Source organism: Hymenobacter roseosalivarius DSM 11622, from assembly GCF_900176135.1.
In the GTDB taxonomy this organism is placed as follows: domain Bacteria; phylum Bacteroidota; class Bacteroidia; order Cytophagales; family Hymenobacteraceae; genus Hymenobacter; species Hymenobacter roseosalivarius.
The window spans coordinates 48,921-73,026 of the sequence record NZ_FWWW01000058.1 but is presented as its reverse complement, the minus strand read 5'-3'; the positions used below and the strand labels follow the sequence as shown (position 1 = coordinate 73,026).

Annotated in this window: 17 protein-coding genes and 3 pseudogenes; 10 read left to right on the top strand and 10 right to left on the bottom strand. The window is 55.5% G+C overall.

Annotation, left to right across the window (positions count from 1 at the left end):
* Positions 1-166 precede the first annotated feature (166 nt).
* From B9A24_RS21620 to B9A24_RS21605, 5 genes are all read left to right on the top strand, one after another.
* Positions 167-1,357, top strand: coding sequence for a WD40/YVTN/BNR-like repeat-containing protein (locus B9A24_RS21620; protein ID WP_143434849.1), 1,191 nt, complete (start codon positions 167-169; stop codon positions 1,355-1,357).
* 358 nt (positions 1,358-1,715) lie between these two features.
* On the top strand, positions 1,716-2,465 hold the full coding sequence (locus B9A24_RS08540; RefSeq protein ID WP_084444748.1) for a hypothetical protein: 750 nt from the start codon (positions 1,716-1,718) through the stop codon (positions 2,463-2,465).
* Between the two features lie 275 nt (positions 2,466-2,740).
* Positions 2,741-3,166, top strand: coding sequence for a transposase (locus tag B9A24_RS08535; protein WP_159451993.1), 426 nt, complete (start codon positions 2,741-2,743; stop codon positions 3,164-3,166).
* Positions 3,084-3,458: an IS3 family transposase gene (locus tag B9A24_RS21610; RefSeq protein ID WP_234997118.1), complete on the top strand. Its 375-nt coding sequence runs from the start codon at positions 3,084-3,086 to the stop codon at positions 3,456-3,458. The genes B9A24_RS08535 and B9A24_RS21610 overlap by 83 nt, the downstream gene beginning before the upstream one ends.
* Before the next feature lie 101 nt (positions 3,459-3,559).
* The gene (locus tag B9A24_RS21605; RefSeq protein WP_143434847.1) at positions 3,560-3,916 is read left to right on the top strand and encodes an integrase core domain-containing protein; all 357 of its coding nucleotides are present in this window, start codon (positions 3,560-3,562) and stop codon (positions 3,914-3,916) included.
* Positions 3,917-3,945: 29 nt separating this feature from the next.
* On the opposite strand, the gene B9A24_RS08525 is transcribed toward B9A24_RS21605, so the two are convergent.
* The 8 genes and pseudogenes from B9A24_RS08525 to B9A24_RS08495 all read right to left on the bottom strand — a co-directional run bounded on the left by B9A24_RS08525 (position 3,946) and on the right by B9A24_RS08495 (position 14,132).
* Complete coding sequence (locus B9A24_RS08525) at positions 3,946-4,863, bottom strand: hypothetical protein (protein ID WP_143434846.1); 918 nt, start codon at positions 4,861-4,863, stop codon at positions 3,946-3,948.
* Between the two features lie 400 nt (positions 4,864-5,263).
* Positions 5,264-5,659: pseudogene (locus B9A24_RS21600) on the bottom strand (transposase); the annotation flags it as partial.
* A gap of 12 nt (positions 5,660-5,671) precedes the next feature.
* Positions 5,672-6,790: a transposase gene (locus tag B9A24_RS08520; RefSeq protein WP_143434844.1), complete on the bottom strand. Its 1,119-nt coding sequence runs from the start codon at positions 6,788-6,790 to the stop codon at positions 5,672-5,674.
* 154 nt (positions 6,791-6,944) lie between these two features.
* A pseudogene (locus tag B9A24_RS08515) lies at positions 6,945-7,561 on the bottom strand (IS5 family transposase).
* A gap of 417 nt (positions 7,562-7,978) precedes the next feature.
* Positions 7,979-9,271, bottom strand: coding sequence for a TolC family protein (locus B9A24_RS08510; protein WP_159451990.1), 1,293 nt, complete (start codon positions 9,269-9,271; stop codon positions 7,979-7,981).
* Between the two features lie 25 nt (positions 9,272-9,296).
* Positions 9,297-10,529, bottom strand: a complete 1,233-nt coding sequence (locus B9A24_RS08505) for a putative HlyD family type I secretion protein (RefSeq protein ID WP_084444744.1) — start codon at positions 10,527-10,529, stop codon at positions 9,297-9,299.
* Entirely contained in the window at positions 10,504-12,903 is a 2,400-nt protein-coding gene (locus tag B9A24_RS08500) for an ABC transporter transmembrane domain-containing protein (RefSeq protein WP_084444743.1), read from the bottom strand. The genes B9A24_RS08505 and B9A24_RS08500 overlap by 26 nt, the downstream gene beginning before the upstream one ends.
* Before the next feature lie 62 nt (positions 12,904-12,965).
* Entirely contained in the window at positions 12,966-14,132 is a 1,167-nt protein-coding gene (locus tag B9A24_RS08495) for a serine/threonine protein kinase (protein ID WP_159451989.1), read from the bottom strand.
* A gap of 1,225 nt (positions 14,133-15,357) precedes the next feature.
* On the opposite strand from B9A24_RS08495, the gene B9A24_RS08490 reads away from it, so the two are divergent.
* Complete coding sequence (locus B9A24_RS08490; RefSeq protein WP_317044233.1) at positions 15,358-17,034, top strand: glycerol-3-phosphate dehydrogenase/oxidase; 1,677 nt, start codon at positions 15,358-15,360, stop codon at positions 17,032-17,034.
* 838 nt (positions 17,035-17,872) lie between these two features.
* On the opposite strand, the gene B9A24_RS08485 is transcribed toward B9A24_RS08490, so the two are convergent.
* Positions 17,873-18,385: a recombinase family protein gene (locus tag B9A24_RS08485; RefSeq protein WP_234997117.1), complete on the bottom strand. Its 513-nt coding sequence runs from the start codon at positions 18,383-18,385 to the stop codon at positions 17,873-17,875.
* 297 nt (positions 18,386-18,682) lie between these two features.
* Between B9A24_RS08485 and B9A24_RS08480 the strand changes: the two genes are divergently transcribed.
* The 4 genes and pseudogenes from B9A24_RS08480 (at position 18,683) to B9A24_RS08470 (ending at position 23,387) form a co-directional block, all read left to right on the top strand.
* Complete coding sequence (locus B9A24_RS08480) at positions 18,683-20,038, top strand: transposase (protein WP_143434842.1); 1,356 nt, start codon at positions 18,683-18,685, stop codon at positions 20,036-20,038.
* A gap of 279 nt (positions 20,039-20,317) precedes the next feature.
* Positions 20,318-20,563: pseudogene (locus B9A24_RS23220) on the top strand (DUF1016 N-terminal domain-containing protein); the annotation flags it as partial.
* 28 nt (positions 20,564-20,591) lie between these two features.
* Positions 20,592-21,359, top strand: coding sequence for a PDDEXK nuclease domain-containing protein (locus B9A24_RS22655; RefSeq protein ID WP_234997116.1), 768 nt, complete (start codon positions 20,592-20,594; stop codon positions 21,357-21,359).
* Between the two features lie 1,038 nt (positions 21,360-22,397).
* Positions 22,398-23,387, top strand: coding sequence for an IS110 family RNA-guided transposase (locus B9A24_RS08470; RefSeq protein WP_084444741.1), 990 nt, complete (start codon positions 22,398-22,400; stop codon positions 23,385-23,387).
* A gap of 289 nt (positions 23,388-23,676) precedes the next feature.
* On the opposite strand, the gene B9A24_RS08465 is transcribed toward B9A24_RS08470, so the two are convergent.
* On the bottom strand, positions 23,677-24,042 hold the full coding sequence (locus B9A24_RS08465; RefSeq protein WP_084444740.1) for a hypothetical protein: 366 nt from the start codon (positions 24,040-24,042) through the stop codon (positions 23,677-23,679).
* Positions 24,043-24,106 lie beyond the last annotated feature (64 nt).

Here is a 24,106-nt window from a genome sequence, read left to right as displayed (position 1 = left end):
TGCGGAGCGATAGACGAGTACCGTTCCCCCGTGCGCCCTCGCGGTGCCCCCTCCTCGCCGCCGCTCTCTCTTGCGGCCCTCCTCCTCGCCCTTTTCTGCCTCTGATTGACTCCCGGGCTCTACCCCGGGGCTACTCTTATTCGCGTGTCTATCTACCCTATATAGTATGAGAAAGCTTCGTTTTTCGGCGCTGCTGCGCCCAGTCCTGCCGGTGCTGTTGGGCACCCTCCTTGTTACTTCCTGCCGCCAAGAGGATGGCAGCCTCCCCTTTCCCCTAGGCCAGGCCCCCTCGTGGCTGCTGCGCAACACGACGGGGCCCATCCAAACCGAACCGGCCCAACGGGCCTGGCAGACCGTTACGCTGAGTGCCACCACCGCCTGGCAGCTGCTGGGCAAGGAGGGGGAGCTGTTTGCCACCCACGTCGCGCGCACCACCAACGGCACCGACTGGACGTCCCAGCCCATCACCGGTGGCACCCCCGGCTTCCGCGCCGGCCACCTTGCCGCGATTGACGCCAATACCGCCTATATCTCGCAATACAATGATGATGGAGGGGGGGAGGTACTCAAAACTACTAACGGGGGCGCAAGCTGGGTCAAGATAACGACAACGGAGTATACCAGCCCCGGCAGCTACCTGAACTGGACCCACTTTTTTGATGCCTCCACCGGCGTTGCCTTTGGGGACCCGGTGCAAGGGGGGTACGAGATTTACCGGACCACCAACGCGGGGGCGAGCTGGCAACGCGTGCCCGCGGCGGCTATTCCGGCCCCGCTCGTGGGGGAGGCCGGCTTGCTGCTCTCCTACTTTGCCTTGGGGAACACCCTCTGGGTGGGCACGGCCAACTTCGGCGTGAACGGCGAGGACGACCGGTTTGCCCGGGTCTGGAAGTCCACTGACCGGGGCCTCACCTGGACCGTATCGGCGCGCACGCCCTTGCGCTACGGGGTGTACCGGTTGGCCTTTCGGGACCAGAACAATGGCATTGCCTATAATTCACCCGACTTGAGTATCCCGGGGGGCGGCATGATTCGCACCACCGATGGCGGGCAGACATGGTCCGCCATCACTCCCGTCAGCACGCCCCAGGGCCGGTTTTACGGAGTGACCATCGATGCCATTCCGGGGGGCTTTCTGAGTGTGGGCGAGGGATCCTCGATCAGTGCGGACGGCATCACTTGGACCGATCTGACGCCGGGCGGGGGGACTACGGCGGCCTTCACGACCCTCGATGCGCTCAGCGCCACCGTGGCCTTCGCTGGCGCGACGACCGCGGCGGCGACGGACTCCCACCCGGGCTCCGGGGGCGTCTACCAGCTCCGGGGCAATCTGCTGACCCCGCTGCGCCCGCGCTAGCCGGCGCAGCGGGGTCAGCAGATAGGCCTATTCTTACCCGCTTGGGTATTTATATATTGCTAGCTAGACGATTGACGATGAGCGATATAAGGCGTATATTCCGAGGATAGCTAGGGGCTCTACCCGCGCGTAGAGAGAAACCATTCATTCTCGGCGACCAACGGCGCCAGAATCGACAGCACGTCACGCTTGCAAACCTACCCGTAATATGCATATCCTCCCTAGTGCCCATCGCTCGCGGCGTTGTTGCTGCGCTGTCCTCTTAGCCTGCTTCGCGCTCAGTGGATGTCAAGACGCAGCCGAGCCACAGCCGGCGCCCCCCCTGCCCCAGAGCCCCACGGTGGCGACTACCTCGCGAATGGTCCCGGTTACGAACCGAACGGGGCAGCCCCTCGCCTTCTTTTTATTCACCCAAACCATTACGACCGCCCCACCGGCTCCGGCCACGGCCGTGCTGGACGTGCGGATTCAAAACGGGTCGAACTGCACGCTCAGCTTCCCCTATACCCTCACCCTTAGCTCCCGGGGGCCTGGTCAGCTAGTCGACTATGAGCTGCCGGGAACCGTGACCAGTCTGCCGGTCAGGACCGTGGTTCAGGCGCACCACGTCGTGGCGACAACCGCCTTCCCGCTGCACACGGCCGGGATCGTCATCACCTCCCACGGGGAGCCGGTCCGGACCGAGTGTCCGAGTTTGGGGGGTAGCTGGACGGGGCCGTATTCGCTGTTCGCAGAAGACTACGAGGACGACTGGGCGTACGGTCCCAGCATCCCTAGACCCCAAGAGGATGGGAGTGTATACGTCACCGTTCCGGCCGCGGGCGGCCCCCTGGAAATCCGCTATGTCCGCCTCACGGCAACCGGGCAGCCCACCGGCGCGAGCACGCGCTTGGTCGGGACGCTGACGCCGGATGATGGGTTTAGCGGCCAGGACCTTACGCGCGGGGACAACGGGGTGGTCGATACGGTCCAGGCCGCGGGCCTGCTCCGGCTAGGCGAGCCGGATCCGGTGAGCGGCCAGCCCCAGCTCCAGGTGGGATTGCGGTTGAAATCGGCGAAAAGTCCGGCCGATGTTCTCGTGCTGCAGGCCCTGGTGAAGCGGCCGTGACAGGGAAGGAGCAGCCGGCAGCGATTGGGGCGGCAGTGATGGTCAGGGAGTAGGGAAAGCGGAGGCAGCAGTGGGATACGTTGTGCACAGGGTTGCAAAAGATGAACTTAGTTAAAAGTCAAGCATTGCAGGCAAGTTTTGACGTAAAATCAGCTTGGTAGGGCACGCCGGATTTGACAATGGCGAAGGCTTGCTTGAGGAGTTTGTTGCAGACCGCTATCAAGTGAGGTGGTTTAGGGATGACGGACAGAAGAAGGACGACTATTTCTTCTGTTATGGCAAGCAAATCCAGCGGGGCGTCGCCCGACAAACGGCGTACCTACGATGAGGCGTTTAAAGCGGAGGCCCAGCGCCTGGCCAGCGAGAGCCGCAGCACCCAGGCAGCGGCCCGGCAGTTAGGCATCAGCCCCAAGCTGCTTTACCGCTGGCAGCAGGCCCAGGTGGTGGCCGAGGTGGGCAGTAGGGAGGTGGCCCGCGACCCGGAGGTGCGTGCCTTGCGGGCCCGCCTCAAGCGGGCCGAGCAGGAACTCGATATGTTAAAAAAGCCTCGGTCATCTTCAGCCAGCCGACGTCGTGAGCACCTACCAGCACATCGCCGAGCGGGCCGCTCAGGTGCCCGTGCGCCAACTCTGCCAGGTGCTGCGCGTGGCCCCGGCAGCCTATTATGCCTGGCAGCACCGCCGGCAGCGGCCGACAGTTGAGCCGGCCTGGCAAGTAGCGGTACGCAAAGCGTTTAGCCAGCACAGCCAGCGCTACGGCACCCGCCAGCTGCGGGTGGAAGTGCAGGCCGAAGGCCACCGGGTGGGCCGTTGGCGCATCCGCCGGGTGCTGAAGGCCTACGGCCTGCGCGCCCAGCAGCCCCGTTCGTTTGTGCCCCGCACCACCGACTCGGACCCGGCCGTGCGCGCCGCCCCCAACCGGGTGCTCGGCCAGCCGGCCCCTACCGTCCCCAACCGGGTGTGGGTGGGCGACATCACCTACCTGCCCCGCTAGGGCGGCGGCTGGTTGTACCTGGCTGTGTGGCTCGACCGCTGCTCGCGCAAGGTCGTGGGCTTTGGTGACGCCGGGGCGGCACGTAGGACGTACGTGACACCATGCCGGAAGACCTGGTCAGCGAGGCGCTGCGCCGCGCCCTGGCCGTGCACTCCGACCAGGGCAGCCAGTACACGGCCACCCGCCTCAAAGACTTACTCGCGCAAAATGGCGCACTGCAAAGCATGAGCAGGCGTGGCAACTGCTATGACAACGCCCACGCCGAATCCTTTTGGAGCCGCTTTAAGGCCGAATTACTCGATGGCAGAAGTTTCCCAGGCTTGGCCGAAGCCAAGCTTGAAATCAGCCACCACATCGCCACTTACAACGCCGAACGACGTCATTCTTCGCTCGGTTACCTCGCGCCCAACCACTTCAAAACCCACCTTCAAACCACGTCCCACCTCTGTCCGGCTTAGCTAGACCACCTCACGGTATAGCCTTCGGTCTACTGCATTGTGACAATGCTAGTAAGAGCAATAAGGTTTTTTGAGATCTCGGTATACCCGATTATTAGACCAACACTGAGCCTTTTCTTCCCTGTTAGTGGATCAGGGCTGGTAGGTGATATCAAGCCGCTCATTTTGATACTACCAATAACCTCATTATCAAAGCTCGTTTGTCCGCTGCCAGTAAATTCATGGGCCTCATTCAGGGTTCCAGTCACTTTTGTGGTCATGCCACTGAGTTGCCCGAACGAATTATAGCCCGTGAATGCTAGTTCCAAGGGGCCGGTAGCCGGAATGGTTAATTGTGTAGCACCCCGTTCTTCGTCTCGCTCGTAATCCCAGGTGTCGGCAGAAACCAGATATTGTCCCGTCCAAAGCCCTGCTGGAATGGGACAGTCAGCATACTTAACTAGCCCAATTGGCGTGATGCTGATACTAACCTGTCTAAAATCAGCAGGAGTGGTCGAAACTTGATGATGGACTTCTACCGTTGTATTGACGGGTAGATTAGCCACCGATCCTTGTAGCTTATAGTTGACTATATTGTTGACAGGAGAATTGTTGACATCAGTTGAGCCTACTGTAATCGTGTAGGGAAAGCTGAGTGTACAGCTGGAAACGTTTTGGACCTGCACGTCCAACACAGCAGTAGCCTTGCCGGGTGCGACCGTGGTTGTCGTTTGGGTAAAGACAAAGTTTACTAGCGGCTGGCCAACTCCGTTCTGGACAGGGACCGTTCTCTCGACCACGGTAGGTGGCAGAGTAATTGGTTGAGGGTCTGCCTCGTTCTCGCAACTGACTAATCCAGCTACCACTGGCAGCAGACAATAAAGTAAAAAATGTCTCAGGATGGAGAAACTAGTAGCTAGCCACCCTCGGCGAGCCGGCGTTGGAGTACTAATCTTGATCGTATGCATGATTCCTGTACCTAAGGAATTGGCTGGCTCAGGCTAGAGCTTACTACACTTCCGTATCCCTACTGGATACATTCGTTTTACTCGCCAGCGAAGTCTGGTAGTTACTTCCTAGCTGCGCGCTAATAGATAATCCATAGGGAATATACGATAACTCATTGTCATTTCCAATCACAGTAAACCCTGAGAATTAGGTAGTTTAAGATGGGGTTCTCGTTACAACGGGGCGGAAAATTACTGTAAGGGTCTCACTATCTCATTTGACAGTCCCGAGATGACGCGTTGATTTATGAGACGGTAATAAAAAGCACGGAACTAGACAGCGAAGTCCACTTTTTGTCTAGCTACTGCTCGCCTCATAAAACGAGGGTGGCTGTTGCAGAACTCCCCGCATCCATCTGTCTCAGCCTTGTACCTGCTGGCGTTGGAGGCCGCGGCGCTTGGTTCGAAGCTGAAAAGGGAGGGTACTAGGTGGTGGGGGTGGTTTGGGCAGGGCTAGTGCCACGCTCAAGAACTGGGTGGGCCGGTGGTTGAGCAGCTTCTTCAAGTTGTAGGCCATCGCGGCCAGGAGCATTGCCTTGTGAGCTCCCGCTTGGCCGCGCATGCCGATCCGGCGCAGCCCATAGTGATGAATCAAGCTGCCGAACACGGGCTCCACCGTGCTGTGGCGCAGCCGTTTCATGCGTCTCCCTTGCGGACTTCGCTGCCGCGTCACGGCCCGTTTGTAGGCCGAATCATAAGCCGTGCGGGTGATGTGCCGGCACTGGCTCTTGGGCACACAGAGGGGTTTGCGCGGGCACTGCTTACAGTCCTAGTAGGGCGCGCGGTAGTACTTCTGCCAGCCGCCATTCGGATCCGTCGTGTACTTCTGGAAGGGCAGTTGCTTGCCGGCCGGACAGGTGAAATGATCGGCGACGGGGTCATACGGAAAGCCTTCGATTTCGGGCTTGTAAGGCCCGTGCACCGGAATCCAGGGCGTGCTGCCGCGTTGCTCGAGAAAGGCGTAATTCGAGCCCGTGGAGTAGCCCGCATCCGCCAGCAGATCCAGCAGCCGCAGGTCGTTGGCTGCCAAGCGTTGCTGCACGCGTTGGGTCAGGACAGGCAGATACACACTATCGCGGCTGTCGGCGAAATCCGCTTGCACGTGGCTGATCACGCCCTGGGCCGTGTCCACGGCCAGGCTGCAGCGATAGTTCAGGGCCCGGGCTTTGCCGGGCTTGACGGAGATGCGCGCGTCGGGATCGGTGGGACTGTAGTGGGTTTTGTTGCTCAGCAAGCGCGCGTGGGGATGCTGCGCTCCCGGGGCCCCAACCTGGGTCGCGCGCTTAGCCTGCAGCGCCGCCAAGCTGCGCAATTGATGCGCAGGGGCAGTGACGATTGATCCGGGAGCCGGGACCGGACGGCTGTCGGGCGCTGTTTCGGCTAGGTAGGGGGACGAGATAACCGCCACCTGCTTGGGCACTACACTCTCCAGCGAGGCATTGGCCTTGACGGGCGCCGAATCCAGCGCTTGCGTATCGCCCGCGACGAGGCCCTGTGCTACGCACTGGGCAAAGACATGGTCAAACAGACGCTCAAAGATGGCCGTGGGGTAGAACTGCCGGGTGCGGCTGATGGTGGAATGCCAGGGTAACTCCTCATCCACCTCGTAGCCCAGGAAGTAGAGAATGTCGAGCCGTAAGGCACAGTGCTCGACCAGCCGCCGGTCGCTGACCAGGTTTTCCAACCGGCCCACGAGCACGAGCTTGAAAAACACGACCGGGTCGAGCGAGGGTTGCCCCGTGTGGCTGTAAAGCGCTTGGGTTTCCTCGTAGAGAAAACGCCAGTCTATCAACTCGGCTAACTGCCGATAGAAGTTGTGTGCGGGGACCCGCTCGGAGAGCCGAAAGCGAGTCACCACTTTATCGGTGAAGTGCTTCTTTCCTTGCATCCTCCTTCTACGCACCCAAACGGTAAACAGACACTGGATTCTGCAACAGCCACGAGGGTATAATGGGACAGAGCTACAACTAGTGGGCGACCCGTTACCTAGGCCAAATAACACGAATAAAAATCCCCAAGTGGCGTCTAGAGTGTGTGGACGGTCATCGCAGCCAATCGAGTGCGACGACGATATGGGCGACGGCTAAAAAGGAAAGCGCCGTTTTATCGTAGCGCGTGGCAAAGGCCCGTGACTGCTTCAAGCGGCTGAAGAAGCGTTCAATTTTATTGCGGTCATCGTAGAGATTCTCGTCGTAGTCGCGTGGCACTTTCCGGTTGCTTTTCGGCGGAATGACCTGCTCGGCTTGGTGGGCGGCAATGCTTTGCAGCACGGCGCTGGTGTCGTAGGCCTTGTCGGCCACCACCTTGCCCGGCTCTTGCGGCAAGGCCGCCAGTAGGTCGGGCACGAGCAAGCAATCGGCTTGCTGGCCCGGCGTCAGGTCGAGGTGGACGCCGTTGCCGAGCGCGTCAACGACGGCGTAGACCTTGGTCGTGAAACCGCCCCGGCTTGGGCCCAGCGGCGGAACCGGCGGGCCACTGAATTCCATTTACCGAATCGCTCGGGCAGGTCGCGCCACGGCACCCCGGTGCGAATGCGCCACACCACGGCGTTGACAAACAGCCGGTTGTTGTGGCCCGTGCCCCCGGCCGTGCCCGGTTTGCCCAGCGTGTGCGGTTCGATTAGGCGCCATTCGCGTTCTGTAAGTTCATGTCGTCGCATCCTGCAAACTACTCATCACTGTCCACACACTCTAGTAAATCAATGGCTCAGGAGACTTGCTTAGGCTGACTTAATGAAACCACCTCAACAGATGGATTAGCCACCCACCGAGGCACGCACTGGTGCTGTAGTGGCCTGGCGCTTGAAGTAAAAATAGAAAGGCAACCCACTAGTCATTGGATCGAGCGGCTGTTGTGGAAGATGGCGACGGGCGACTGCTGCAATATCAGGAAGTTCGCGGCATCGCCGGGTGCAAACCTGGCGGGCTGAGTGAGGAATTGCCTCGCTTGGGTCAGGGCCGAGCAACTCCCACGGATCAGCCGTGAAAGACCCCCGCGCCCGCGCCGTGGGAAACTGCAGGAAGCTATACCCGTCGATGCGCCCTTGCTGCAGGGCCAGTAGAGCACTGACCTACAGCTACAGTACCAGCGGCCGGCCTTGGTAAAACCCGACTAGCTTAGAGCGCAAAATCAGTTCGTATTTAGCTCTAAATAAGTCGGTTTGTGCATTTACATAAGTAGTTTTAGCTTGATTGAGCTCAAAAACGGAGATTGTACCGTACCTATACTTTAATAGATCAGCTTCATAACCCTTGCGAGCAAATTCCTCAGCTTTCCGCGCGGCATTCCAACTTTGGTTAGCGGCTTGAGCATCGGCGATGGCTTGTTGTACGACTTTAGTTAAGCGGTTGCGTTCTATATCAGAATCTAATAAACTCTGCTGATAACGCAGGCGGCTTTCCCGGATAAGCAGGTTGTAGCGAAAACTATTGAATAATGGGATTGTCAGGGCTAGCCCAGTTCCATAGTACATGTTATTATTAAACTGCCTGCGGAAATCGAATACCTCATTCGTATTGCTATAATTTGATCCTAAGGAGCCCGTCAATTGTAAGGAAGGATACTTGTCAGCACGGATGACGGCAATTTGATGATAGAGTCGAGCGGCGTTATGCTGTTTCGCCATTAACGCTGGCTGCGCTTCCACTGCTGTTATTACCTCCTCAATTATTGGCGCCTGAAAATCAATCTCTGCTAAAGAATTATAGGTTAAGGGTTTAATAAGAATTTCATCTAATGGTGGAGCATTTAGGATTTGTCGCAGGTCCAGGTAAGCTAGGCTCAACTCATTTTGACTGTTTACTAAATTTAATTGCTCCGTAGCCTGCTGCGACAGCAACTTATACAAAGCGCTTTCCGACACCCTCCCTGCTTTAAGCTTTAGTCTTGTCAGACGCACTAGATCGGCACTAGATTCAACTTGCTGCTGCCGGCTTTTGATAAGTTCTAGCAAGTAATTAATGCGGATATATACCAAAGCGACATCAACCGTTATATCATTTTTTAATGCCTGTAACTGATCCGTATTTTGCTCCACTTCCTGCTTAGCAGCCTTAATAGCATTAGCTGTCTTAAAGCCCTGAAATAAATAAACGGAAGACCCTGCCGACCCACTGACTGAGTTGAACTTACGGTTGATAAACTCATTCGTTAGTGGATCGACACTTCTGCCTACGGAATTATTGTTGCGCAAGGAGCCATTGAGCCTCGGCAACATATCTGCTTTCTGAGTCTTCAGACGCACAGTAGAGGCTTCTAGGTCGAGGAGCGCCCTTTTCATCAGTAGGTTCTGCTGTAATGCCCGTTTTACGCAGTCTTCATAGGGAAGCACCTGCTGCCCTTTGCCCTGACGGACTATAAGGAGCAACACAATAAAGACCAAAAAAGCCCAACCATTAGACCGCATCGTAGGTGTCGATTTTATCGAATAACTTTTTCACTCCGTATCGGAGTAGAGTATACTGATTAGTAATTATCTCACCTTTAAGCTTATAGCCAGCTTTGAGAGGAAAGCGAGGACGGCCGGTTAGTTGGACGATGGTAAAAAACTGATCATTTACATTCGATGGTGAGATAAATGATACCCGCCCGCGAATAGCCCCGTACTGGTAGTGGTAATAGGCATTAATCTTCAAATTCACAGGCTGGCCGAGTCGTACGTAGGCCAGTTCTCGCTCGGGCAAAATGACCTTTGCGTAGAATTGCTCTTGGTGGGGGGCAATTACTGCCAAGGGCTGATTTCGATCGAGCAGTTCCGTTTTTTGTCGGTCGTTATATATATTAATAACGTTGCCCGCAACTGGTGCCCGTACAATTAGTTGGTTAGCCGCGTCGCCTAATACTACTGCTGAGTTACGCTTGCTGGAAAGCTGAGAACGCAGATCCAGCAATTCACGCTGCTTCGCCTGTTCGTCTTGTTGCAGCGAATTTAAATCAATGTCTAGGGTCGTGATCTGCTGCTTGTAATTCTGTAAAAGACTAGTCAGACGAGCACGCTTCTCCTCATAGGAGGCGCGTGTCTCCGCCGCCTCCTTGCGTTTGAGCAGGCTACGGCTTTTCGATTCAACAGCTTCGAGGCGGGACAGTGCCTTTTGGGCATAGAGAAGAGAGTCGGTTCGATACTGATCCTTACTGATTGCACTTTGCTGTTCAGCATAACCTCTTGCCGCGGCCAGCGTGCGCATCTCGCGCTCAATTTGCTGGCGGTCGGCGTTGTAGGTCTGTTCTTGGATATTGCGCAGACGCTCCAACGTAGCGCGTCGCTCCCGTGTGTATGCTAACATCCGTTCGGCAACAGCGATTTTGTTTTCTGTCAGCCCAACTTCTTCCCGCGTTGTTGCATAGTCATATTCTACACGTTTGTTTTCCAGTACGAACAGTGTATCGCCCTGACTAACATTATCACCTTCCTGCACTAGCACCTTCAGCACACGTACATCAGTTGGCGTACGAATTACGGATTGTGGGTTGCGAGAGTAAATCTCTCCCTCTTTAAAATCAATGGTCTCATTGATATGCAAGAAGAATAATAAACCAAGAAAGATGACTAGAAAGCCGATCAGCAGGCCACAAAACACCTTAATCAGCCTGATAGCTATATTATTAGGCTGGTACGACGAATGTTCCATGGTCTAGGTAGTAGTGCTTAGTGAAACGGATATAATCTATAGGCTCATGCGAAATCACGATCAGAATTTTGTTAGTAAATTCATCCAGTAAGCCTTCAATTTGAACACGCGATTCCGCGTCAATTCCTGAAAGCACTTCGTCCAGAATTAGCACGTCAGCAGAGGAGAAAAGCCCGCGTAATAGCAAAATCTTTTTGCGCTGACCAGTAGACAGGTTGCGGCCATTTTCATTGATGAGGAAGCCTAGTCCCTCTTCTTTACTAGCGATAAAATCATATAAACCAATTTTTTTGGCCATTTGCATGATGCGAGTTGGCGATACTTTGCGGCCAAAAGCGATGTTAAACTCGATGGTATCATTAAATAGGATATCCTCGTTGGTAACAAGCACTAGCTTCTCCTTGACTTTCTCCTGATCGAAGAATCGTCGATCTGTGTCATTAAGCATCATCCGGCCAGACGCTGGCTCATAAAGCCCCGTCAGGACTTTGCTCAGGGTGGTTTTTCCTGAACCATTCTGTCCTTCTATGCGGATTTTATCGCCGAGTTCAGCCTCTAATGAAACGTCATGCAGAACTAGATTCTGAGGGTTGTAGCCAAATCCTAGATCTTGGAGAGCCAGACTAGTAATCGTAAACTTATCAATACCACCAGTTGACGGCCGAGTGGCAGAAGCATCCTCAAAATCCAAATAACGTCTGAGCACTACCTCATTTTCCTGCAGAGTTAGGTTCTCAGATAGAATACCACGCAATGCGGAAAATACCCGTTCGGATAGCGCTATGTAGGTAATGATTTGTCCTAGCGAAATGGCATTAGACTGAATAGCTGTTTTGGTTAATGCTACGATGATCAGCAGTGATGCTATCAGAGAGATGACGGATATCACTGCGACGTTGACTAGGTCAACGTACTTGTTGGTTAACTGCACGTTAAGCAGTTGATTCACGATTTGCAGTAGTTTGCGCGAGTAGGTTTCTTCGATGCGGAACGACTTCAGTACTTGAATGCCATCCAGCTTTTCAATCATCTTCGTGAAGAATTCAGACTTACGCAGAAAGCGCAACCGCTCATTTCGTTTGAGCGTAGGTGTTACCAAGCGAAACCACACATAAAATGCCGCCATTACGGCACAGACAATCAGGGTAAGCTTAGCATTTATGTAGAAGAGAATAGCGAGCGAGTAGATCGATACAAATACGTCGACAATGATTCTGGTGAAAAAGCGCAAAAAAAACCCCTTCAGTTTGAAGGCATCGCTCATTCTTTCGGTCAGGTCTCCACGCTTGAAGGACTGAATAAAAGGAAGAGAGTATTGATTTAGCTTCTCGTCAAAGCGGGTTAGAAAGTACTTGTCCAGAATATTACCCATGTGGATACCCACAAAGGCCACATTTAGACTAGTGGCCAGGTCGAAGAGCTTGAATACCCCTAGGCCAATAGCAAATACAACGAGCGTATTCAGCTGGTAAGAAGGCAGAATATAGTCAATCAGTATTTGGCCGGTGAATACAGCCAATTGGGCTGTCATTGCAGAAAATAGCGCCGCGAAAATGTAGATGTACCAAATTTGGCGATTGCGACCAAGTTCTTGTAGCAGAGTTAGATAGGGACTTTGTTCGGGCTTAGCTGCATCGGGTAGTACCTCTTCGGGCCGCGGCTTGGATGGCTTCAGCGCGACTGTTAATATGATGGGCGCCTGAAGCATCATGCGGGTTTCAGCATCCTTGAGCGACCGAAAATGCTTGGGCAGTGCACCGGCATCCTGATTAAAAAGAAGATCGTGTAAAAATTTTTGCTCAGCCTCTTTGTCCCTCAACCCAAAGTTCTCTTTGAGATAGGTGAAGTACGTGAGCTTATTAAATAGTGTGCTAGCGTCATTGGTAGTTAGCGCTTGTTCAAGCTTGACGCTGTAGAGGGCCAGTTCTTGGGTACAGAGCAGCATTAACTTTTGCTCCATTTGAATCAGGTCCCAATAGCTCTTGCTGAAGTAGGCCATCTTCTTCAGTTCAGATACTGTCACATAATACTCATTCGCTTTTGCCGGATCGAGCACCCGCAGCTTAGAGCTTTTCATTTTATCCACTACCACATAGTGCAGACCATTGGCGTGCACGATAGGCATGATAAAAGGAAACAGCTCCTGCCAGGCAGAAGGCTTGAATTGAATAGCATTTATATCGAGTACACGCAGGTTTGTGGCAAACTCATGCCGCTGCAGGAAATTCTGTAGATCGGTTAGGCTTGAGCCCTTCTCATCTAAAAAGATGTTCTGCTGTATATACTTTCGACTAACGTCCTGATCGAAAATATTAAAGATGGTTTTAACTGCGCTTATGCCGCAGTCATTGTTCTTTAGTTGACAGTCTACCATAGGAATCAGGGTGGAATAGGCTGGTGTGCAGCATGTAGCTTAGGGGTGCTTTCGTTGAGAGTCTATCTTGACTCCACTACCACCGAACTTTCGATGTCTATGGCTTGCTGCCACGATGCCAGTAGTTCTTGGCCGGATGCATACCGCTCGTTAGGGCCTTTCTGTAGTGCGCGCACCAACACCGCCTCATGGGGAACAGAGGGGCTTAGATGTTGGCCAAAATCATAGGTGGTGATAGAGGCAGCACGTTCTAGCCAGGTTTCCCCATCAAATGGCAATTCTTTATAATAGAGCTTGAAAAGCACGAGTGCTATTTGATAGACTTCCGCCCGGAAATCGGCTGCCTGCTTACTGAAGTCATAATTGTGCTGCTTGATGCGTTCTGGCGCCAGATAAGTTGGTACTCCGCCACAATTGATATGCTGCTCTTGCTCTGAGACGCCAACCCGGTACGAGAAACCAAAGTCAATCATGGTAACATGATCTGCATTCACCATAAAATTGTGGGAGTGAATATCGCCATGCACAATTCCATTAGCGTGGATGTGGGCTAATGATGACAGAATCTGAGTGGCTAAATGGGCTTTGCTGTCCTCGATGATAGTGTCATGCTGTGCGCATTCGGACAACGATTTGCCTAGCAGATATTCTAGGACGGCGTAAGGATATGGCTCCGTATGATAGGCTTTTAGGGCGCAAATGTTCGGGTGAGCAGGCAGCGCACGCATAATATCAAACTCTTGCTGGAACTGCCGAAAGCCCTTCGCCAGACGGGTATCATTGCCTATGCTCTCCAGTGAATAGGAAAACATTTTCAGTACCACCAATTCACCAGATTCGCAGTCAGTGGCCCGGTAGAGCTGTACATATCGATTATGCTGGGACAATAAATCGGTAATAAGGTATTGGCCAATTTGTGCCCCAGATTGGTAATTTGGGGTTAAAGCCACTATATCTGTATCCCCTTCCTTACGCACAACCTCAAGCCGGTACATGTCTTTAAGGAACTTAGAAACCAAAGGCTCAATGACATCAGTACTTGCGCCCTGTGTTAGGTCTTGTAATCCCTGTACAAGTTCCTGAGGCGTTTTAGGTTCATTTAATAGCCCTAGGAAGGTGGCAATTGTCCGATTGATTTTAAACTCCTCTGTGATAGTTTCAATGTAGAAATTATCATTGTGCTCATGCACGCTTACCCCTTTTGAAAGGTAAAATCGTCGGGCTGTCATGATAGCATAAGATTGAAAATATTGTGGGAATAGCGGGGCAAGCATCAATAGCTTGATCGAGCTGTATCTTGGTAAGTAGGGAGGTGAGCCTCAATTCCAAGTCATATCGCCACGGTTACTACAAACTCAGTTTGAGGTGCAGTACCTGTATCTGATTTTACTCTTAAGGCTTAGCATAGTACAGAGGCACAGAATTAAGTCCCTACTCAAATAGCCAACATGTAAGAAACCAAAAGCTGGAAAAACAGAATGGATACCGCTTTTCCAGCTTTTGTTTAATTAATGCAATACATTCCTATATTCTATCCTAGATTGTATTGCATAATCTTAGCTTACTAGCAGCCGCAGCTATTGCTCCGGCTCCTAGAATGACTGCGCTTGTTTTTTTTGCTGCGCTTGTTTTTTTTGCTGCGGCTGTTACTGTTGCTGCCGCATGGAGGAAAGGTTCCACCTACTACTAAATCGACGTGCGTCATTTGCAGGTCGGATACAAGATTTTCTAACGTGATCATTTTGGTAAGTGTTAAGTGTTGAGTGAAAAAATATTTGTTGCAGCTGCTATACTAATTTACGAACATTTCATTTAACATAAAAATTTATGAGTTAAAATAATTATTTAAAAAATTACATTAGTTGGATGATTATAAACTTTATGGATTCTTCCTTTAAGAAATGATAGCCCTGCTCTCGTATACCCACCTGCCGAGTCCGCGAGACAGCTAGCTAATCCTCCCTTTTAGCACCTTATTATCATATTTGGGCGGCTGACGCAAGGGGGCAGCCTGCTCCAAGCGTCAGGGGCGACTCGCCTGAGTCGCTTGGATGCGGCAATTGTATGACTATTAGAGCTAGGCAAATTGCCAACAGTGTACCTTTTCCGTGTCCATTCACCTACTAGCCCCCCTCCTGCTCGGTTGCTATGCCGCCCGCTACCTGCCTCCGGTGCCACCAGCGCTTTACCCGGTGGCAAACGAGCCCAGCCAACCATCTGCCTGTCTTTCGCTGCCCGGCCTGTGAGGGGACACGGAAACCCACGAGGTTAAAGTCGAGGCGCTTCGCCTTTTTGCTGGACTTCGCGTCGATGGTGCTCCCCCCGGCAAATGTGTATTATTGGTTTACCACAACCTCGGGCGGGCGATGGCTTGGGGCTGCGGACGGGGTTGCTCGCCCTACTGGGGCTCTTGGTGTATACCCCCCGACATACCATCTTTAAACCGGTATCCTAGTGCGTCCCCAAACGAGTGTCTTTTTCAAACCATCACAGCCCGAGCAAACGAATGCTCGGCAGACCGCCCTCCGCGCGGCCGCGTTTACCCGCGCGACGCTGCTGGCCCGCCTAGCGAGCCAGCCCCCCTGGGATGTGATTGTCATTGGGGGTGGGGCAACCGGACTCGGAGTGGCCCTCGACAGCCTCAGCCGGGGCTATAAGACGCTCTTACTCGAGCAGGAGGACTACGCCAAAGGCACGAGCAGCCGTAGCACCAAGCTGGTGCACGGCGGCGTGCGCTACCTGGCCCAGGGCGAGGTGGGGTTGGTGCGCGAGGCGCTGGTTGAGCGCGGCCTGCTGCTGCGCAACGCCCCGCACCTGGTGTTGAACCAGGCCTTTATTATTCCGACCTACTCGTGGTGGAGCCACGCATTCTACACGCTCGGCCTGACCCTGTATGACCTGCTGGCCGGCAAGCACAGCCTGGGAGCCGCCCGGCAGCTGAGCAAACAGGAAACGCTACAGCGGGTAGGCAACCTCCAGGCCGACGGCTTACAAGGCGGGGTGCTCTACCACGACGGGCAGTTTGACGATGCCCGCCTAGCCATCAATCTGGCGCAAACAGCCGTGGAGCTCGGCGGTACGCTGCTCAACCACTGCGCCGTGCGCGGCCTGCTCAAAGATGAGCAGGGCAGCGTGTGCGGCGTGCGGGCCACTGACGAGGAAACAGGCCGTCGCTATGAGGTGCGGGGTACCGTCGTGGTCAATGCTACCGGCATCTTTGTCGACGAAATACGGCAGCTGGACCAGCCCGGAGTCCCGAAGCTGGTGCGCCCCAGCCAGGGGGTGCATTTGGTGCTGGATCAGTCCTTTATGCCCGGCGAGGCCGCGCTGCTGATTCCCCGCACGGACGACGGGCGCGTGCTCTTTGCCATGCCCTGGCAGGGGCGCGTGCTGCTGGGAACGACGGATACGCCGGTGAACGAGACCAGCGCCGAGCCGCGCGCCCAGGAGGCTGAAATTGCCTTCCTACTGCGCACGGCCGCCCGTTACCTCACTCGTGCCCCGCAGCGCAGCGACGTGCGGAGCGTATTTGCCGGGCTGCGGCCGCTGGCGGCGCCGCAAGGCAGCTCGCAGAAAACCAAGGAAATCTCGCGCTCTCACAAGATTCTGGTTTCGGAAACGAGCCTAATCACCATTACGGGGGGCAAGTGGACGACGTACCGCCGCATGGGCCAGGACACGGTGGATACAGCCATCAGCTTGGGCAAGCTCGTGCCGGCTGCTAGCCAAACGGCGACCTTGCCCATTCACGGCGCCTTGGCCACGTCTGACCGCCGCCATCACCTCTCGGTGTACGGCAGCGACCAGCCCGCCCTACTCGAGTTAATTCAGCTCCAGCCTACCTTGGGCGGAAAGCTGGACGAGAAGCTCGAATTCCTCCAGGCCGAGGTGGTCTGGGCGGCGCGCTACGAGATGGCCCGCACCGTAGAAGACGTGCTAGCCCGCCGGGTGCGGGTGCTGTTCCTCGACGCAAAGGCCGCTATCCGGATGGCCCCCACAGTAGCGGCGCTGCTGGCAGCGGAACTAGGGCACGATGAGCGCTGGCAGCAGCAGCAGGTCGCAGCCTTTACGCACCTGGCTCGCGGCTACCTGCTCCTCGCACCGCTTCTGCTCCCGGCGGCGGTACCATAGGCCCTTACCTGGTCGGCGGTAGGGTCGATAGGAACTCCGCCTAGGCTAGCAACAGAAAAAGCAATTTTGGCAGGAGCCGCTTGGGGCGGCATGGATCAGCACTGCCAGCGGCCGTACCTGAGCACGCAGCACGGTCAGCGTTGGGTGCCGGGCCGGGATGACCAATGACAACAGCATACAAAACGAAAGGAAGTGGCTGCCTAGATAGTCGGAAGGCCTCGCTTATCCTAGGGTCAACAAGTCATAGTGGTTGTTGCAGAACTCACGTCCTAGTGGGCTTCGCGATTCGTAGCGGTAGTATACGGGATAGCGCAAGAGTAAGAACAGAAATTCCCGGGAGGGACATCGCGCCGGATTTTGGCGGGTTCGGGCTGTCTCGAAAAACGGCGTTTTAAGGCGCTCAGCGTGGAGTTTGGAATGACTAGCTTTTGGCTGTCCGGTACGTCACTTTTGTTCGTCTCGTGCATCAACGCCTCCTTTCGCGCTTGAATGCTGACTTATTGAGTCAGAAGAACCCCTTTTCAGGTGCCCAAGGGACCTACCGATAGTTTCTGTTCCAACTCTTGTGCTACCCCATTCTCTGCTGATTTGCGCTCACTATAGGCCTACGTATCTTTATCCGCGCTCCTCTCCTAGTCCTAAGGCATCCTTCCTATCAGGAAGAAAGCCAGCTGACCAGGCACCTATGCCCGCCTGGTTAGCGCAGGACAAGGCGCCGGACGCCGGCGGCGGTGAAGTGACACCCCCGACGGGTGCGATACCCGGAGGCCGTGAGCTGGGTGGCAATGCGCCAGTAGTCCCAGTGCAGACTGCGGTACAGGCGCGCGAGGTCGGCCGCCTACCGGTTCGCTAGACTCGTCTGGGCATTCACTTGCCGCTGCTGCTGGCCTTTGAGACGAGCTTCGGCCGTCAGGTTGGCGGGCGTGCCCAGCTGATGCCCGCGCGCTTTCTTGGCCGCCAGCGCATCTTTGGTCCGGGTGGAGATGGCCTTCGCTTCCTTCTCGGCCACAGCCCCCAAGACGTGGATGGTAAGCTCATCGGCCGCGGGCATGTCCACCGCCTTGAAGCGCACCCGGCTTTCCATCAGGGCCGAGAGAAAGGCCAGGTTGCGGGCCAGCCGGTCGAGCTTGGCCACCAGCAGCACCGCCCCCGCCTCTTTGGCCGCCTGCATGGCGGCTTGTAGTTGAGGCCGACTATTCTTCCGTCCGCTCTCCACTTCAATGTATTCCGCGAGGATCTGCTCACTCGGCGCTAAGAAGGTACGCACGGCCGCCTGCTGGGCTTCCAGGCCCAGGCCACTGAGGCCTTGGCGGGCAGTACTGACACGGTAGTAGGCAACGTAGTTGGGCATGGGTGAGCGGGCAGTCAAGAGTAGTGCTCAAACCTACTCAAATTCTGCTGTATCATTTTCCAAACGGACGTGGCTGTTGCAGAAGTGGTAGCCTGCAATTGGCTGCTCTCGTAGAGAGAAGATGCAAGGCAAGAAGCAATTTACCGATCAGGTCGTCACCCACTTCCGGCTCTCGGAGCGGGTGCCCGCGCATAACCTCTACCGCCGACTTGACGAGCTACAGGACCTGCACTTCTTATATGATATGAAGCCACGCAGGATCTCTACAGCCATACGGGCCAGCCTTCCCTCGATCCAGTGGTATTCTTTAAGCTAGTGTTGGTGGGCTATCTGGAAAATATCACCAGCGACCGCCGCCTGCTGGAGCACTGTGCCCTGCGTTTAGACCTGCTCTACTTTCTGGGCTACGAAATAGACGAAGCCTTACCGTGGCACTCCACGCTGAGCCGCACGCGGCAGCTGTATCCCGCGGCGCTGTTCGAGCACCTTTTCGATCGGGTCTTCCGCCTCTGCGTGCAGCAGGGCTTGGTGGCCGGTGATACGCAAGCCCTGGACTCGGCGCCCGTGAAAGCCAATGCGTCGCTGGATAGCGTGTGCGAAAAGCAGTCGGTGCACGCCCTGGTGCCGAGCTTGACGGTGGTCGACCACGAACCCGCGCTCGCCCCGCCGGCGGCTGCTCGTTTCTCGGCGCCGGCCCATCAACTCCGCTACGAGGCGGCGCGCCAAGCCAAGCGTCACCAGCAGCCTGGTTCGGTAGGAGCCAACCACGCAAAAGCGCCCTTGTTGAGCAACAAAACCCACTATAGTCCGACCGATCCCGAGGCGCGTATCTCCATCAAACCGGGCAAAGCGCGTGCCCTGAACTATCGCTGCAGTATGGCGGTGGATACGGCCCAGGGCGTCATCAGCCATGTACAAGCCGACTTTGCCGACTCGCGCGACAGCCTGCACTTGCCGGGCCTCGTGCAGCAACTACAACAACGCTTAGCGGCGAATGAGCTACGGCTACGAGACCTGATAGCTGACACAGGTTATTCCAATGGCTTCAACTATGCCTTGCTCGAAAACAGCGGTATAACACCCTGGATTCCCGTGTTTGGCCGCTATAAGCCCGAAGCAGCAGGCTTCACCTACCACGCGCTAGCCGATGAATACCGCTGTCAAGCAGACAAACCGCTCCCGTTTCGCAAGTACCGACCGACGGCAGATGGCAACTGGACCAAACACTACCGAGCGTTCTACCAGGATTGTCAGCACTGTGCCTTCAAAGCGACTTGTGTACCCTATATGGATCACAAGCAATTGGTACGCTCGGCCTTTGATGCGGCCTACAGCCGCGCTTGGCACCGGCAGCGCAGCCGGCAAGGCCAGCACATGCGCCGGGTCCGTCAATGCACCATCGAACCCGTGTTTGGCAACTTACTGCATCACTACGGCCTGCGCCGCATTAACGTACGGGGCCAAGCTGGAGCGCACAAATCCATGTTGTTAGCCGCCGTCGCCTACAACCTGAAAAAGCTCCTACGTTACCAGCCCAAGCAGCAGTTGGGTATGGCCGTGGTACTACCGATGCCGCCACCAGCACCACCCGTCAGGTCACGCTACTGGCTGCGCATCTGGCGTAAATGCACGAAAGCACCGCAGAAGCAATAGCTAGCTTGAACAGGCGGCGAGTTCTGCAACAGCCACCACCGTTTAACAAATGTGACACCAGTGTGTACAGGCTGTTCGACTGCAGGAAGATTGGGCAATACGTAAGTGCCACCCGAGTATCGCTTTCTCTCGCACAAGCGCTCCCTCCTCCGTTGAGCAGCGCCTCTCTTCTTCGACGCCCCACCGGGCGTGTAGCCGGTGGGCCTTTGTTTGGATTCCGTTTTCTTTGTTGTCGGGCTTTCGCCCCCATGCCTTCCCTCGTGCCTCCTGCTTGTGTGTATGACTTCGCTCCCTTCCGACTATGCCCAATTGCTCACCGCCCTCAAACATCGGGTGCGCGCGGCCCAGTACCGGGCCTTGCAACAGGTCAACCGCGAACAGATGCAGCTCTACTGGGACCTGGGCCAGCTCATTGCCGAGCGCCAACAGCAGCAGGGCTGGGGCAAAGCCGTGGTCGAGACGCTAGCCCGCGACCTACAGACCGAGTTTGTGGGCGTGAGTGGCTTTTCCGTGCAGAACCTGTGGTATATGCGCCAGTTCTATTTGGAATACAGTGCCAGCGAACTACTCCAACCGCTGGTTGGAGATAATCAGCTGGGCCAAGCACCTGCTGATCATGGCCCGCTGCAAGGACCCGCAGGAGCGCTACTTTTATACCATCCAAACGCAGCGCCAGGCCTGGACCAAAACCGTGCTGGCCCAGCAACTGAAAGCGCAGACCTACCAGCAGACGGTGCTGGCCCAGCACAACTTCCCCACCACGCTCCCCGCACCGCGCGTAGAGCAGGCGGCCTTAGCCCTGAAAGACGAATACACCTTTGGCTTTCTGGCATTAACGGCCGAACATTCCGAGTACGAACTCGAGCAGGCGCTGCTGGGCAACGTGCGGCGCTTCTTACAGGAGATGGGCGGGGACTTCAGCTTCATCGGCAACCAGTACCGGCTGGAGCTGGCGGACACCGAATACTTCCTTGACCTGCTGCTCTACCACCGCAGCCTGCAGTGCCTGGTAGCCGTGGAGCTGAAGATCACCGACTTCCGGCCCGAGTACGCCGGCAAGATGAATTTCTATCTCTCCTTACTCAACGAGCAGGTCCGCAAACCCCATGAGCAGCCCAGCATCGGCATTATTGTCGGCAGCAGCAAGCAGCGCACGGTCGTGGAGTTTGCCCTGCGCGACGTCAACAAACCCATCGGGGTGGCTACCTACACGCTGACCGATACGCTGCCCACCGAACTCAGGGCGTTCTTCCCCAGCAACGAGGAGCTGGTCCGCCGGCTGGAAGCCGTGAGCGCGGCCCTGCGCGCGCCGAACGGGTAAATGGGAACCAGGTTGGGGGCGCGGGGAAGCGCAGGCCAGTGCCTAAGCCGGCAGGTCAGCCGCCGCCGCTCGCGGCCATACCTGGTCGCCTAATCCGAGACGGAGCAGTTGCCGCTCGTCGCTACCTACCGGAACCGGGCGTAAGCTCTTAAGAGGGTTCCTCCTTAACTTGAAACTTTCGCTATGCTGAGCGATCTCCGCCCGACGGAGTGAACCACTTAGCTGAGGCGCTCCCCTTGGCACTGGGGCACCAATGGTGAATAGCATGTGCCGGAGCCAACCTTTGAGCCGACGTAAAGCGTTGCCTACCCAAGTGAACATAGAAGGTATTATAGGACCGCTTCTCAGACCACATAGGAATAAGTTTTAGACCTTCTTGAGCGCTGGGCAGTATGTTACACTTTGAGCAAGGCCACTTCTCATTTTTGGGTATGACGCTTCCAAACTATCTGCCCAACACGCCCCCTGACAGGTAAGGATTACACAACCATCTAGGGGACAATGGCTGAGTTTATCACATTAATTGCCCCATTGAAGGAGCCAGCAATTTAAGCCGACATCCCCAACAGGCCTTACTGGACGGGGTTCTTCTTCCAAACGGGCGGATTTACACGCTAAGCCCTCCAGCAGTACTTTAGCAGAAAGGGCGGGTCTAAAACGCCTGTAAAAAGGGCGATTCCAAGCAATCCAGAGGGTGTGCTAGGCGTATATCGTTGCCAATAAGCAATAAATCAAGTGATTAATTGCTTAGCGTGTAAATCCACCCGTTTGGAAGAAGAACCCCTTAATCAGCGTTCTATATGTTTACCGTAATTCTATGTTTGCCTGTGCCCCGTAAGGGGTGCTGTTGAGAAGGAAAAGGGAGGAGTAAGATTCATCGATTATGGGGCCATTACGAGCTCGTTTAACAGGACAATCCCCTCTCTTTTCTAGGGCTACTTTGGACAGTTCCGTGAGGCCGCAGAGCCTGTATCAGGATAATAGAAGATTCCCTGGAAGTCCTTTTCACTCGTTTCCTCCACTTCAACCTGCCCCACTATGGACTCCCCATCGCCTTTTCCTGTTGTTGGCATTGACGTGAGCAAAGCCACGCTGGCCGTCTGTTACCACTTGGATGACCAACTAAAGCACCTGGAGGTAAGCAACAGCAAAGCCGGCTTTCAGCAGCTGGTGAAGACCTGCGGGGCGCACTGCCGGTTTGTGCTGGAAGCCACCGGCACCTATAATTTGGCCCTGGCCTACTATCTGCACGAGCAGGGCGGGCAGGTAGCCGTGCTCAATCCATTGGTCATTAAGCGCTTCATTCAGATGTATCTGAGCAAAGGCAAAAGTGACCGCAAAGATGCCCAGTGGCTGCTACGCTATGGCCAGCAACAACCGGTTAACGTCTGGCAACCCGATGAAACGGTACTGGTCGAGTGCCGGCAACTCGAACAGGTGAGCGAGCAGCTGCTGAAGCAAAAAACCATGGTTAGCAATGCTCTCGAAGCGCTCCAGCGCCAACCGATCATCAGCAAACGCGCGTTAAAACGCCTACAGCAAATGCGCAAGACCTTAACGAAACAAGTGGAGGCCGTGGGGGCCGAACTGCTGGTCCTGTTAGAACAGCGCTTTGCCGCCGAGATGACGCTGCTATGCTCCATTCCCGGTATCGGGCGCAAGACAGCGGGCATGCTGCTGCTCTTTGCCGGGGGCTTCACCCACCTCGACAACTACCGCCAGTTGATTGCCATGGCCGGCTTGTCGCCCCGTGAACACACGTCGGGCACCAGCATCTGCGGCAAGGTGCGCATTACTAAAATGGGCGGTGGGCTAATTCGCGGTAGGTTGTTCATGTGCAGCTTCTCCGCTAAGAAAACGAATGCGGCCTGCCAGGCGCTTTTCGACCGACTGGTGGCCAAGGGCAAGAACAAGAAGCTGGCGCTAATTGCCGTGTGCAACAAGCTGCTCAAGCAGGCCTTCGCCATCGTCAAATCAGGCGTACCGTATCAAGCCGATTTTAGCTCAAAACTTGTTCCCACCCTTTGACTTTTAACACAGTTCTTCCTATGTTCGCTTGTGCCTCGTAATTAGGGCTGCTGAGGTAACGGCTGGTAGTCGAGACTTAGTAGTACTCGTACCGGTGCGTACGGCGGGGCCGGCCATTGGCCTCCTCATAAACTACCTTCGCCCGCCGGCCCTGGCGCGTGTACCGCGTGGTGGTGCGACTGACCGCAACCCCTTTTTCCGTCTCCGTCACCGCCTCGACCACCCGTTTATGCTTGTCCCAGTAAAACCGAGTCGTGTACTGCGGCCAGTATTCCCCGCTGTTTCCTTTCTAGTGGCTATGGGTTCCATCGGCCTGGTACCACGTGCGGGTTCGGCAATAGCTATCGGGGAAGTAGGTGAAGTATTCTACCCAAATTAAGCGGGGCCCATCGTAGGAAGAGTAGGCCACGACGCGGCCCTGGTCGTCGTAGGACCAGGTGAAGCGATTTTGGGTGCCGGGATAAAGCTCCTTGGCTTCATAGAGCGTGCGCCGGCCGTGCTCGTCGTACGTGTAGGTGACCTCACTGGTCTTCGCCCACGTTTTGTGCGGCTCATAGTCCTCCTCGTCTACCTCGCACCCGCCGGGGGACCCTAGCCCTTTGGTTGTGTCCTGCTTCAGCCGGCGCTCCCAGGTAAAGAGCTGCTGCTGGCACAATTGCCCCTTGTGGTTGTTCCTTTAAGACAATCAAAATGCGTTGGCGAAAACGAGCGTTTAGACT

Excerpts from the sequence above, each read along its gene's own strand:
- B9A24_RS21620 (WP_143434849.1), top strand. The coding sequence starts at position 167 with ATGAGAAAGCTTCGTTTTTCGGCGCTGCTGCGCCCAGTCCTGCCGGTG.
- B9A24_RS08540 (WP_084444748.1), top strand. The coding sequence starts at position 1,716 with ATGGTCCCGGTTACGAACCGAACGGGGCAGCCCCTCGCCTTCTTTTTA.
- B9A24_RS08535 (WP_159451993.1), top strand. The coding sequence starts at position 2,741 with ATGGCAAGCAAATCCAGCGGGGCGTCGCCCGACAAACGGCGTACCTAC.
- B9A24_RS21605 (WP_143434847.1), top strand. The coding sequence starts at position 3,560 with ATGCCGGAAGACCTGGTCAGCGAGGCGCTGCGCCGCGCCCTGGCCGTG.
- B9A24_RS08525 (WP_143434846.1), bottom strand. The coding sequence starts at position 4,863 with ATGCATACGATCAAGATTAGTACTCCAACGCCGGCTCGCCGAGGGTGG.
- B9A24_RS08520 (WP_143434844.1), bottom strand. The coding sequence starts at position 6,790 with ATGCAAGGAAAGAAGCACTTCACCGATAAAGTGGTGACTCGCTTTCGG.
- B9A24_RS08505 (WP_084444744.1), bottom strand. The coding sequence starts at position 10,529 with ATGGAACATTCGTCGTACCAGCCTAATAATATAGCTATCAGGCTGATT.
- B9A24_RS08500 (WP_084444743.1), bottom strand. The coding sequence starts at position 12,903 with ATGGTAGACTGTCAACTAAAGAACAATGACTGCGGCATAAGCGCAGTT.
- B9A24_RS08495 (WP_159451989.1), bottom strand. The coding sequence starts at position 14,132 with ATGACAGCCCGACGATTTTACCTTTCAAAAGGGGTAAGCGTGCATGAG.
- B9A24_RS08485 (WP_234997117.1), bottom strand. The coding sequence starts at position 18,385 with ATGCCCAACTACGTTGCCTACTACCGTGTCAGTACTGCCCGCCAAGGC.
- B9A24_RS08470 (WP_084444741.1), top strand. The coding sequence starts at position 22,398 with ATGGACTCCCCATCGCCTTTTCCTGTTGTTGGCATTGACGTGAGCAAA.